At 70.8% G+C, this 12,006-nt stretch carries 11 protein-coding genes; 3 read left to right on the top strand and 8 right to left on the bottom strand.

Annotation, left to right across the window (positions count from 1 at the left end):
- The first annotated feature begins 63 nt into the window (after positions 1-63).
- Positions 64-1,110 carry a glycosyltransferase family 2 protein gene (locus IQ210_RS05465; protein WP_194077610.1) on the top strand — a complete coding sequence of 349 codons (1,047 nt, stop codon included), beginning with the start codon at positions 64-66 and terminating at the stop codon, positions 1,108-1,110.
- Between the two features lie 14 nt (positions 1,111-1,124).
- On the opposite strand, the gene IQ210_RS05460 is transcribed toward IQ210_RS05465, so the two are convergent.
- Complete coding sequence (locus tag IQ210_RS05460; protein WP_194077608.1) at positions 1,125-1,796, bottom strand: hypothetical protein; 672 nt, start codon at positions 1,794-1,796, stop codon at positions 1,125-1,127.
- An 89-nt stretch (positions 1,797-1,885) separates the two neighbouring features.
- Between IQ210_RS05460 and IQ210_RS05455 the strand changes: the two genes are divergently transcribed.
- Both IQ210_RS05455 and IQ210_RS05450 read left to right on the top strand, forming a co-directional pair.
- Positions 1,886-3,913 carry an O-antigen ligase family protein gene (locus tag IQ210_RS05455; protein WP_194077606.1) on the top strand — a complete coding sequence of 676 codons (2,028 nt, stop codon included), beginning with the start codon at positions 1,886-1,888 and terminating at the stop codon, positions 3,911-3,913.
- Positions 3,910-4,809, top strand: coding sequence for a glycosyltransferase family 2 protein (locus IQ210_RS05450; RefSeq protein ID WP_194077604.1), 900 nt, complete (start codon positions 3,910-3,912; stop codon positions 4,807-4,809). The genes IQ210_RS05455 and IQ210_RS05450 overlap by 4 nt, the downstream gene beginning before the upstream one ends.
- A 55-nt stretch (positions 4,810-4,864) precedes the next feature.
- Here the strand turns inward: IQ210_RS05450 and IQ210_RS05445 are convergent, their stop codons facing one another.
- The 7 genes from IQ210_RS05445 to wecB are packed head-to-tail and all read right to left on the bottom strand — an operon-like array spanning position 4,865 to position 12,005.
- Positions 4,865-5,842, bottom strand: a complete 978-nt coding sequence (locus IQ210_RS05445; RefSeq protein WP_194077602.1) for an SAM-dependent methyltransferase — start codon at positions 5,840-5,842, stop codon at positions 4,865-4,867.
- Positions 5,836-6,513 (bottom strand): class I SAM-dependent methyltransferase, encoded by a 678-nt coding sequence (locus IQ210_RS05440; RefSeq protein ID WP_194077600.1) that lies wholly within the window; start codon positions 6,511-6,513, stop codon positions 5,836-5,838. The genes IQ210_RS05445 and IQ210_RS05440 overlap by 7 nt, the downstream gene beginning before the upstream one ends.
- A gap of 57 nt (positions 6,514-6,570) precedes the next feature.
- Positions 6,571-7,356 (bottom strand): glycosyltransferase family 2 protein, encoded by a 786-nt coding sequence (locus tag IQ210_RS05435; protein WP_322656313.1) that lies wholly within the window; start codon positions 7,354-7,356, stop codon positions 6,571-6,573.
- Positions 7,353-8,471 carry a right-handed parallel beta-helix repeat-containing protein gene (locus IQ210_RS05430; protein ID WP_228047049.1) on the bottom strand — a complete coding sequence of 373 codons (1,119 nt, stop codon included), beginning with the start codon at positions 8,469-8,471 and terminating at the stop codon, positions 7,353-7,355. The genes IQ210_RS05435 and IQ210_RS05430 overlap by 4 nt, the downstream gene beginning before the upstream one ends.
- Before the next feature lie 5 nt (positions 8,472-8,476).
- The gene (locus tag IQ210_RS05425) at positions 8,477-10,027 is read right to left on the bottom strand and encodes an oligosaccharide flippase family protein (RefSeq protein ID WP_194077595.1); all 1,551 of its coding nucleotides are present in this window, start codon (positions 10,025-10,027) and stop codon (positions 8,477-8,479) included.
- Complete coding sequence (locus IQ210_RS05420) at positions 9,990-10,823, bottom strand: YveK family protein (protein ID WP_194077593.1); 834 nt, start codon at positions 10,821-10,823, stop codon at positions 9,990-9,992. The genes IQ210_RS05425 and IQ210_RS05420 overlap by 38 nt, the downstream gene beginning before the upstream one ends.
- Positions 10,824-10,871: 48 nt before the next feature.
- Entirely contained in the window at positions 10,872-12,005 is a 1,134-nt protein-coding gene (gene wecB / locus IQ210_RS05415) for a non-hydrolyzing UDP-N-acetylglucosamine 2-epimerase (RefSeq protein ID WP_194077591.1), read from the bottom strand.
- Between the last annotated feature and the right edge of the window lies 1 nt (position 12,006).

The raw sequence follows: 12,006 nt of genomic DNA, 5'->3' as shown, positions 1-12,006 counted from the left end.
CACCGGTGGTGGTCTCCCGCGCCCGACGGGGAGGCCGCCACCGGGGATTGGCTACCCCCACCGATGAGCAGCGTGAGTGTTGTCATCCCGTGCTTCAAGTACGGCCATTTCCTCGCCGACTGCGTGAGCAGCGTCCTGGACGAGAACCCCGGCGTCGACCTCCGGGTGCTCATCATCGACGACGCCTCGCCGGACGACTCGGCGGAGGCCGCCCGCAGGCTGGCCGCCTCCGACCCGCGGATCGAGGTGCACGTCCACGAGACGAACAAGGGCCACATCGCCACGTACAACGAGGGCCTGCTGGAGTGGGCCGACAGCGACTACGTGGCCCTGCTCTCCGCCGACGACCGGCTCGTCCCGGGCGCCCTGGCCCGGGCCGCCGCGCTCCTGGACGCCCACCCCGAGGCCGGCTTCGCCTACGGGCGCCCGCTGCGCTTCCAGCACGGCGGCCCGCTGCCCAAGGCCCGTACCCAGAGCACGGGTTCGGTCGTCTATCCCGGCCAGTGGTGGCTGGAGCGGCGCTTCAGGGAGGGCACCGGCTGCATCACCTCGCCCGAGGTTGTCGTCCGCACCGACCTCCAGCGCAAGGTCGGCGGCTACGACCCGGCCCTTCCGCACGCCGGCGACATCGAGATGTGGATGCGGCTCGCCGCCCACGCCGACGTCGGCTACATCCGCGGCGCCGACCAGGCCTTCTACCGCGTCCACGGCAACAACATGTCGACGACCGACTTCGGCGGCCAGCTCGACGACCTGCGCCAGCGCCTGATCGCCTACGACTCGGTGCTCGCCAAGTGCGGCGACCGGCTCCCGCACGCCGACCGACTCGCCGACCAGGTCCACACCCGCCTCGCCCGCTACGCGCTGCGCCGCGCCTACCGCGCCTACGACCGGGGCCGCACCGGTGTCGTACCGGTCGACGAGTGCGTGTCGTTCGCCGCGGAGTGCCTGCCGGGCTACCAGGCGCTGCCCGAGTACCGCGCCCTGCGGCTGCGCAGAAGGATCGGGCCGAAGGCGATGCCGTACCTCCAGCCGCTGGTGTGGTCGGCCGTGGCCGAACGCGGGCGGGAGTGGCTGTGGTGGGAGTCCTGGAAGCGCCGCGGAATCTGATGCCCGTGAACCACTCAGCCCGCCACCGCAAGCTCCTCGACGGGCCGCTGCGGCTCCGGGGAGCCGTCCTTCCGGCTCCTGCGGCGCAGCGCGTACTGGTCGAACCACAGCGTGGCCAGCATGCCGCCGATGCCCCCGAGCAGCGCCGTACCCGCCAGGGCGCGGGTCCGTGTGCCCTGCACCGGGGCCGCGCTGGGCGCCACCAGGACGGACGCGTTGATCCGCGACCCGGCCGCGATGCCCTCGGCGTCCTGCAACTCGGTGACATGCCGGGAGTAGACGTCGATGACCCGGCTGACCGCGGTGTTCGCCGCCTCGGCGCTCGCGCCCTTCACCTGCACCTGGAGCGAGGGGATGAGATAGCGGGGCGTGGCGCTGGTGCCGCTGTTGCGCGGGATCAGCTGGTACGACCCGTGGACACCGGCGGCCTGAAGCTCCCTGCGCCCGGCGGGCGACTCCAGCTGCTGGACGACGCCGTACGACAGGGTGGCGAGCGGCGGTTGGAGGTTCGTCAGCTGGTTCGGCTGGTTCCCCGTGACCGGCGGCTTGAGGACGACCACCGCCGAACTGAGGAACTGCGGGGCGGGATGCAGCACTTGGTACGCTCCGGCGGCCGTCAGCACGAGCGCGAACACCAGCACGTACCAGCGGCGCAGCAGCGCTTCGGCGACCTCACGAGGCGACACAGCGGGGATTCCTTCCGTCGCCAGCGATACTCGCATCAACCGGGGCAAGTCGCCACCGAATCACATGGGTTGCCGCGGAGGGAGGGATCATGAGCCTCGGTGACATCCTGGCGATCATGCGCAGGCGCTGGTACTGCATGGTGCCACTGACCCTGCTCAGCATCCTCGCCGGCGGCTACCTCTTCCGAACCGTCCCGGTGTCCTACGAGTCGCAGAGCTCCGTCACCCTGCTCGACTCCTCGGCGATCGCCGAACTGGCACCCACCTTCGGCAACCCCCTGTCGAACGCCGGAGGTTCACTGGTCGTCACCGCCGACGTGCTGATCAGGACGTTGCAGTCGAGCGACTCGGCCAAGGAACTGCACTCCCGCGGCGTCACGGACCGCTACACCGTCGGCTTCGCCCCCAACGCCGACAGCCCGCTGCTCACCCTGAGCGTCACCGGCACCGACCGGGCCAAGGTGCTCCGTGAGACCACCACCCTCACCAAGTTCACCGGCGAGCAGCTGAAGGCCCTGCAGGCCGCCTCCAAGGTGCCGTCGGTGTACGCGGTGCAGACCGCGCCGGTCGTGCTGCCCCAGACGCCGGTCTCGCAGCCCAAGAGCCGCTACCAGAACATCGCGGCGGTCGTCATCGTCGGCATGGTCGCGGCGTTCCTGCTGTCCATCCTGGCCGAGGGCGTCGCGGTGGTACGCCGCCGAGGCCGCGCCCAGCCTGGATACGTCCCCCGGCGCCACCGGGCCAGTCCCCCCGAGCGCCCCAAGGGCCTGCTGGCCCGGCGCCTGGACGCCACGACGATCCTCACCGGCTATCTGGCCCTGGCCTTCTTCGTCCCCTCGAACCTCACCCTGCCCGCGCTGGGCGGCGTCGGTACGCCGGCCAACGTCTTCGCCCTCCTCGGCCTCCTCTGGTACCTCGCGACCTGGCTCGGCGGCCGCATCCTGCCCGCCCGGGGCACGAGGCTGGTGCGTGTGGTGATGTGCCTGCTCGCCGCGGCCGTACTCCTCTCCTACCTCGCGAACGCGACCCGGGAGAGCACCCACGAGGAGGTCCTCGGCGCCGACCGCGGACTCATCGGACTCGGGGTCTGGGTGGCGCTGGTGGTGCTGGCCTCGGCAGGCATCCAGGAACGCAGCCGCCTGGAGACCCTGATGCGCCGCCTCGTCGTCATGGGCACGGTCGTCGCGCTGATCGGCTACTACGACTTCTTCGCCGCCACCAACATCGCCGACTCCATCCACATCCCCGGCCTCCAGTCCAGCACCGCCGGGATCAGTGCGATGGACCGCGGCTCCTTCACCCGGCCCCGCTCCACCACCGCCCACCCCCTGGAGTTCGGCGGCATGCTGGCCATCCTGGTCCCCTTCGCCGTGCACCAGGCCTTCGATCCGGTACGACGACACGTGCGCGCGTGGCGCCGCTGGGCGCCGGTGGCCATCATGGCGGGCGCCCTTCCGCTGACGGTGTCGCGGACGTCCATCATCGGTGCCTTCATCGTCATCCTGGTGATGGTGCCCCGCTGGAAGCCGCAGCGTCGCTGGGCCGCGATCGGGCTGATCCTGGGCTCGGTGGCCGGCTTCAAGGTGATCATCCCGGGCCTCATCGGAACGATCACCAACCTGTTCGCCAGCTTCCTGTCCAACTCCGACAGCAGCACGCAGGCCCGCACGGTGAAGTACAGCGCGATCGTGCCGTACTTCGACGAACACCCTTGGTTCGGCAGGGGCTTCGGCACCTTCACCCCGGACCTCTACTTCTTCACGGACAACCAGTACATGCTCACCCTCGCCGAGATGGGCATCCTGGGCCTGATCGCTCTGTTCGCCCTCTTCATCACCGGGATGCACACCGGCGGCGCCATCCGCCGCCTCGCCCGCACCGAGTCCGACCGCGAACTCGGCCAGGCCTTCCTCGCCTCGGCCCTGGTCGCCCTGGTCATCAGCGCCACCTTCGACGCGCTGAGCTTCCCGATGTACGCGGGGATGTTCTTCCTGGTCCTGGGGGCGGGCGGCAGCTATCTGGGCTTCGTGCGCCGCGAGGCGAAGGCGGTCCTCGAAGTGCCCGTCCCGCGTACGCCGACCGAAACCAAGCTCCCCCAACTCGTGGAGTCCCGATGAGCACCGTCGCCGTCATCGTCGTCACCTGGAACAGCGCCGCGGTGCTCCCCGGGTTCCTCGCCGCACTGCCCGACGGCATGGCGGGGCTCGACTGGCGGCTGGTGGTCGCCGACAACGACTCGGCCGACGACACGGTGGAGGTGCTCCGGACCCTCGCCCCCGAGGCGACGGTGGTCCAGACGGGCCGCAACGCCGGGTACGCGGCCGGGATCAACGCGGCGCTGGACGCGGCGGGGGAGTACGGGGTCGCCCTCATCTGCAACCCCGACGTCCGGATGCGGCAGGGCTGCGCCAAACGCCTGGTGGACAGTCTCGGGGGCGGTGTCGGGATCGCCGTACCTCTGCTGTACGAGGAAGGCAGGGACACGCCTCATCGCTCCCTGCGCCGCGAGTCGACCGTGCTCCGGGCACTCGGCGAGGCGGTCATCGGCAACACCCGCGCGGGCCGCTTCCCGGCCCTGAGCGAGCTGGTCACGGACCCGGCCGCGTACGAGCGTCCCACGCGCGCGGATTGGGCGACGGGCGCGCTGATGGCCATCTCCGGGGAGTGCATGGCCGCGTGCGGCAAGTGGGACGAGTCCTTCTTCCTCTACTCGGAGGAGACGGAATTCTGCCTCCGGGCAAGGGGCTTGGGGTACGTGACCCAGCTGGAACCCAGCGCAGAGGCGGTACACCTGGGAGGCGACTCCCAGGTATCACCTCGCCTCTGGACACTGCTCACCCTGAACCGGGTCCGCCTGTACGGTCGTAGACACGGCCGCGTGTCGACGACAGCCTTCCGTACGGCGGTCCTCCTCAGGGAAACTTCCCGCGCGGTACTGGGCCGTCCCGCGAGCAGAGCGGCGGCCGCAGCCTTGGTCCGGCGGGGTGCACTGCACAAGACACCAGGACCGTGACGCCGGTAAGGGGCGCGGGGAACTGCGCGACCAGCCCCCACCCACCCGCAGACGACTACGGCCGACGTCGGCACACCATCGCAACGAAGTCATGCCCCACCTCAGGAAGCGCAGCGTCCTCCGCAGCAAAACACCGCTCCAGCAACTCCAACGTCTCCGGCGCCCCATCCCGGAAGTTGTGGGCGATCCCGGAGAACGCGATGTGCAACACCGTCCCCCCGTACGGCCGTTCCTCCACGACCTCGAACTCCCGCCGCAACCCCGGCAGCAACGCCGCCGCGTCCACCGCCTCCGACGGATCGTCCAGCACCATCGACATCCGACTGGGCCGCACGACCCGCCGCTTGATCCGCCCGTCCGCCAACCGCCGCCGCTCCTCGGGAAGGCGCGCGAGAAGCGCGTTCGCCGCGTCGAGCTGCGCGTCGGTCCACTGGAAGCGCGTCGGTCCCACGAACTCGTCGATCACGAACAGCCCGTCCGGCTCGATGAGCTGAGCAAGACGGGGCAGCGTCTCGTCGAGGTTGTCGAAGTGGTGCAGGGACTGCAACCCGAGCAGCACGTCGAAGCGTTCGCCGTCCGCGGTCATCTGATTGACGTCGGTGACCCGGAAGCGCAGGACGTCGGCCAGCCCCTCCTCCGCGGCGGTCCGGGTCGCGAACCCGATCCGTTCCGGCGCCACGTCCACCCCCTCCAGCAGGGAGAACGCGCCGGTCTTCGCCCACAGCAGCTCGTTGCCGCCGGTCCCGCAGCCCAGCGACAGCCCCCGCAGATCGGTGCGCGGCGCGAAGTGCTTGGCGGCGACGTACTGCGGGAAGGGCACCTCCGCGTCCCCGGTCATCAGCAGGTTCCACCGCTTGATCACCGAGGGGATCGCCCACCACTCGGTCAGTGACGGGTCGACCTGGGACCAGTGCTGGACGACCCGGGCTCCGCCCCGTACCCGCAATTTGGCCAGTACGGGGTTGAGTTCGAGTTTGCGCACCTTGCGCAGGAGCCGGTCCGCGTCATGTCTGTTGACCAGGTTGTTCAGCATGCGGTCTCCGTTCTCACGGCGATGAGCGACTTGGGGGCGCCGAGCACCCGCTCGCTGAGCAGCACCGACCGGGGGAACAGGTAGCGCATCTCGGTGCGGGTCAGCAGCTCGATGTTGATCACGGCGTTCATGGCCGACTCGGGGCTGTCGGGGCGGCTGTGGACCAGCGGCCAGCGCCGGACGAGGCGGGCCCGGGCGGCCAGCGGCAGGAACTGGAAGCCGGGTGCCACGAAGTGCGGCTCGACGGGGAAGTAGCGGTACGGCGTCTGGATCCAGTGCAGCGGGGCGAGTTGCTCGACCGCGGCGACGAACTTCTGCCGCTGGCTGTGGCCGCCGACGTGCTCGATGGTCGAGTTGGAGAACACCAGGTCGTAGCCGCCCTGGGCGCTCAGCTCGGCGGCGACCTCCGGGTCGGTGACGTCGGCGTTCTCCGCGGTGATCCAGCCGGGCAGGTCGGCGGGATGTGCCTCCAGGTTGATCAGGTGGACGTGCTTGGCCCGCACCGGCGCCCGCAGCCACATCTCGGCCGTGCCGCCGAGATCCACGACCCGCATGCCCTCGATGCCGGGGAAGCAGCGCCGGAACCGCTCCCAGCGGGCGACACGCATCCGTTCGCCCAGCGAGCCGGGTGCGTCGACGAACTTGTTTCTGAGGGCGCGGGATCGGGGCATCGGGGCAACCACCTGAGGTCGGAGCGGAACGGTAGGAGGAGTGGAGGGCACGGGCCGTCACCAGTCCGTGTAGAAGCTGGCGGGGTTCACGAGGTACCGCACGGTCGGGTGCGGCACATGGCGCACCCGGTGTCGTCGGGCGTACCGGTGGATGAGCTCCCAGTCCTCCCGGGGCAGCACCTCCGGGGTGCGGCGCAGGCGGCTGAAGTGCAGGGAGCGGGTGCGGCGGGCGACGAAGGCGTTGGTGTCGAGGAAGGATTCGCGGGCGGCGCGGTGTCGGTCGTACGGGACCGACAGGATGTCCTTCTCGCTGCCGTCCGGCAGGACGCGGCGCAGTGCCGTGTAGACGCCGGCGGGCGCGTCGGCGGACTCCAGGGCCGCCAACGCGCGTTCCAGATGGTCGGGTTCCCACAGGTTGTCGTCGTCGAGGAAGGCGACGTACCGCGAACGCGTGAGCCGGATGCCGACGTTGCGCACGACGCCGGCCACGCCCGTGTTGCGGGACAGGGAGACGGCGAACAGCCGTGGGTCGTCCGGGAGTTCGGGGAGTCCGGCGCCGTCGTCGACCACGATCACGACGTGGTCGCGCACGGTCTGGTCCAGGGCGGAGCGGACGGCGGCGCGCAGGGCGTCGGGGCGCCGGTGGGTGGCGATCACGGTGGCGACCAGCGCGGAGGGCGGTGACGGCAGGTCGGCCGACAGCCGCCGCACCTCGGCGTCCTCGATCCGGCGCAGCCGCACCGCGGAAGGCGCCAGCAGGACCTTGTTCCTGGCCTCGAAGAGCACCAGCCAGCCGAACACCGCCTTGAGCAGCGTCCACGGCATCCGCGCGACGCGCCTCACGAGGCGGGCTCCGGGGTGACCAGACGGCCGTCGGACAGCCGGTTGTTGCGCCACACGTTCCCCGCACCCTTCTCGTTCCAGTGCGCGACGACGCCGTAGCCGCCCGAGGCGGGATGGAACTCCGTCGAGAAGATGTTGTCGGTGACCTTGATCCCCGTGGCGCCCGTGGAACCGCCGTAGAGGGCGTACGCGCCGCCGGCGATCCAGTTGTCGTCGACGGTGACGTTGCGGACCACGCCGACGTCCGCGAACAGGCCGATGCTGCCCGAGGCGCCCTGCTTGAGGCTGGTCTCGTTCAGCAGCGTGTTGTGGCGGATGGTGAGGTGCCCGGTGTTGCCGCCGCCGCTGATCACCGCGTTGGTGTGCTGCCACTCGCCGCCGAGGTTCACGAACGGCTCGATGTCGTGGACGTAGTTGTCATGGATGTTGCCCTGCCCCATGGACAGGGCGTCCCCGAACACCGATATGTTGCACCAGCCGACCTCGATGGAGCTGCCGCCCATGTTCGACACCGCGTAGTCCACACCCCCGTTGTCCGGGCCGGTGCCGGGTACGGCGGTGATGGTGGAGTGCAGGACCCGCAGCCCGCTGAAGCCCGGGCGCAGGTTGATGCCCCACCAGCTGTCCGAGGTGATCTTGGTGTCGATGATGGTGACGTTGTTCGCGTAGATGTCGAGGGAGCCGGTGATGTCCTGGCCCCGGATGACCGTGCCGTCGGTGCGGATGGTCTTGTAGCCGGTCTTCTTGGGGGTCAGGCGGGTGCGGGGGCCGGTGGTGCGGGCGTCGGGGAAGCCGCAGGCGCCGGGGGAGGCGCAGCCGGTCCGCGCCGCGGGCGTGCCGGTCCCGGAGCCTGTCTCCGAGGGTGTCGCGGAGGTGGAGGCGGAAGCGGAGGACGGCGGCGACGAGGCGGCCGGGGTTCCCGTCGCCTCGCCGATCTCGGCCGAGGGCGTGGCGCTCGACGCCGTGGGGGAGGCGCTCGTACGGCAGGACGGACTGTCTTTCGGGCAGCCCGCCGACGTGGGCTCGTCCGATCCCGAGCAGGCCGCGCTCGCGACCGTCAGTAAGGCCGCGAGCAGCAGCCCCTGGAGTGAGCGTCGGCTGGTGGGCCGTGACATCCGGGTCACCTCAAGTCCTGTTGGGGAGACCGGACCGGTGCGGTCGCCCGGTGCCGGCCGCGGTGGGGCCGGTCGCCGGGGTCGACGCCGCGCAGGAAGCCGCGGCTGGGCAGGACGCACACCGTGTAGCCGGCCAGGGCGATCGTGCCGATGGCGAGAAGGGCGAGCCGGCCGTCCCCGAGCCGGGGCTCCAGGCCGAGGATGACCGCCGCCATGACGGCCCCGCCGAGGAAGGGCCACGCGCAGGCCCGGGCGATCAGGGCGACGCCGATGCCGCCCCGGCCGAGGGCGATCAGGAACACGGGCGCCACCAGGCCGCCGGCGACCAGGACATGGCCCTGGGCGACCCCGGCGGTGCCGTTCAGACGGGCGGCGACGAGCAGTACGGGGATGAGGGCGACCAGCCACAGGCCCTGCACCAGGAAGAGCGAGCGGCGCTGGCCGACCGCGACGAGACAGTCGTAGGCGAGTTCGCTGCCGATGCGGATCAGGCCGAGGGCCATCAGCCACGGCAGGGCCGCGGCGGCGGGCGCCCACTGGTCGCCGTAGATCAGCCGGATGACGGGTTCCGCGAGGCCGGCCAGCAGGACGCACAGCGGGACGGTGCCGGTCATCAGGACGCCGAGGGCGCGGCTGAAGCCCTGGGCGAGGGCCTGTGGTGAGTCGGCGAGGCGGGAGAAGCCGGCGAAGGAGACCCGGCGGGCGGCCTCGGAGATGATCCGCACGGGCCAGCCGGAGATGTTGAAGGCGAGCACGTAGAAACCCAGCGAGATGTTGCCCAGTGTCGCGCCGACCACCATGGTGTCGACGTTGACGACCGCGAGCGCCAGCATGCTCGCCCCGGCGAGCGGCAGCCCGAACCGCAGGAGCGCCCGGGCCTGTTCGGGGTTCCAGCCGTACTTCAGGGTGCCCGGCGCGGCCAGCGCGCAGCCGATGAGCGTCACCACGTTCCCGGCGACGGCCCCCACGGCGAAGCTCATCGCGCCCCAGTCCGCGAAGGCCAGGGCCAGGGTCACGCCGGTGGCGACGACGAAGTTGAGGCCGTCGATGATCATCCGCTTGCCCTGGGCGAACTCACGGGTGAGGAAGCCGCCCGGCACCTGGGCCACGCCGTCGATGAGCACGCACAGGCACATCACCCGCAGCACGCCCGTCGCGTCCGGCGAGTCCAGCAGACCGGCCACCGTGGGTGCGGACGCGAACAGGGCCACGTACAGCAGACCGCTGGAGAGGGTGCTCAGGGTCAGCACGGTCGGCGCGAACCGGCGCGCGTCGCCCTCCCAGCGCACGATGGCCAGGCCCACGCCCAGTTCGTTCGCGGACAGCAGGACCAGCAGCACAGTCTGGGCGATGCCGTACACGCCCCACTCGGCGGGGCCGAGGGCGAAGCGGGCCAGGACGATACCGGTCGCGAAGTTGCCCAGCCGCAGGACGACGGTGTTGATCAGGCTCCAGCGGGCCGCCGAACGGACCTTGCGGCCGAGGGAGGGAGCTGGGGGAGCCGGCGCGTCGCTCGTCTCACCGGTCGCGCTGTCCGGTGCGCGGGCGATGTCCATGGGTCGACTCCTCGTCGCGCGGCTCTGCGGCGGATGCACCGGCCATCACGGGCCGTGGTTCTTCGGGCTGGGCGGCGGTCCGCTCGTTCCCGGTGGACTGCGACCAGCTCGGCGGCCTGCGGATGGCGAGCGTCTCCTCCACGACCGGCACGTCGATCGCGGACTCCGGCTCTTCTTCCGCCGGTGCGTCGGGCTGCCGCGGCCGCCTGCGCGCCTCCACGTAGAAGACGGCGACCAGGCTGAGCACCAGCCCCGCGCCGCCCGCCATGATCATGTACTCGAGCCGGGTCTTGGTCTGCGCCACCGGGGTCTGCGGGGCCACGATCGTCGTCATGCGGATCATGGCCTTCGAGGCGACCGACTGGTCCTGCTGGAACTCCTCCAGCCGCTCCTTGGCGTAGGCCGTGAGGATCTTGTCCGAGGACAGGACGGACGCCTTGTCGGTGCCGGTGACGGTCAGCCAGAGCAGCGGCCCCTGCGCGTTGTCGGCGAGCTTCGCCTCGAACGTCCCCTTCGCGCCACGGGACTTGAGCTCCCGGAGCGAGTCGTCGGAGTTGAGGTTGCGCGCCAGACTGTCGGCCATGCCGGTGAGCGAGGTCTGGGTGCTGAGGAAGGGGTTGCCGTCGTAAGCCAGCGTCGCCTTCTGCGAGTTCAGCAGCACCACCGTGCTCTGCGACTGGTAGGTCACGTGAACCACCCGGGTCACACCGAAGACCAGGCCTGCGGTCAGCAACAGCCCCGGCAGCAGGACGTACCAACGCCTGCGCATGACACGGAAGATCTCCGCGAGATCCATGGTCCCCCCTAGTGACCAGATGTTCGACGAGCATATGTTGCAAGCGGATCATATGGGGAGCGTTCGGTCCGTGGGTCTCGGTTGATCGGTGGGTCTCGGCCGGGTGCTCGAGGAGCCTCCCTTCACCAGCACCTCGGCGATGCGTTCGCTGGCCCTGCCGTCCCAGAGTTCGGGCCGGCGCGGTGCGGGCGGGGCGTCCAGGACGCCGTTCACGGTGGCCACGATCCGCGCGGGATCGCGCCCGGCCAGCACATTGGTGCCCTGCTCGACGGTGATGGGCCGCTCGGTGTTGTCCCGCAGCGTCACACACGGCACCCCGAGTGCGGTGGTCTCCTCCTGCACACCGCCCGAGTCCGTGAGTACGACACGGGCCGCGTCCTGCAACGCGATGAAGTCCAAGTACCCGGCAGGCGGTACGAGTTGGATGCCACCGGGAACACCGAGCTCGGCCAGCTTGCCGGCCGCGCGGGGATGCACGGGCAGCACCAGCGGGCAGCGGCCGGCGATCTCGCCGAGAGCCTTGAGGAGCCCCGCGAGCACTTCGGGGTCGTCCACGTTGGCCGGGCGGTGCAGGGTCACCAGGCCGAACTCGCCCCGGGTCAGGCCGAATCGGTCCAGGACGTCGGAGGCGCGGGCCCGCTCCAGGTTGGCCAGCAGCGTGTCGATCATGACGTTGCCGACGAGATGGATCTGGTCCTCCCGGTACCCCTCCGCCCGCAGGTTGTCTACGGCGTCGGGGGAGGGGGCCAGCAGATAGTCGCTGACCCGGTCGGTGGCGACCCGGTTGACCTCCTCCGGCATGCTCCAGTCCCGGCTGCGCAGCCCGGACTCGACATGCGCGAGCAGCGGTCCCGCCTTGGCGGTGACCAGGGCGCAGGCGAGCGTGGAGTTGATGTCGCCGACCACGACGACGATGTCCGGGGAGACCTCCTCCAGCAGCGGCTCGAACGCGGTCATCACGCGTCCGGTCTGCTCGGCGTGGCTGCCGGAGCCGACGCCGAGGAAGCGGTCGGGCGGCCGGATGCCGAGGTCGGCGAAGAACACGTCGTTCATGGCCGGGTCGTAGTGCTGGCCGGTGTGGACGAGGAGCACCTCGGCGCCGCGGCGCTCCAGGGCGTCCATCACCGGTTTGATCTTCATGTAGTTGGGGCGGGCCCCGGCGACGCAGACGATCCGCGGCATG

It is taken from the genome of Streptomyces justiciae (assembly GCF_015163075.1).
Taxonomy (GTDB): domain Bacteria; phylum Actinomycetota; class Actinomycetes; order Streptomycetales; family Streptomycetaceae; genus Streptomyces; species Streptomyces justiciae.
This window is presented reverse-complemented; position numbering and strand designations above follow the sequence as displayed.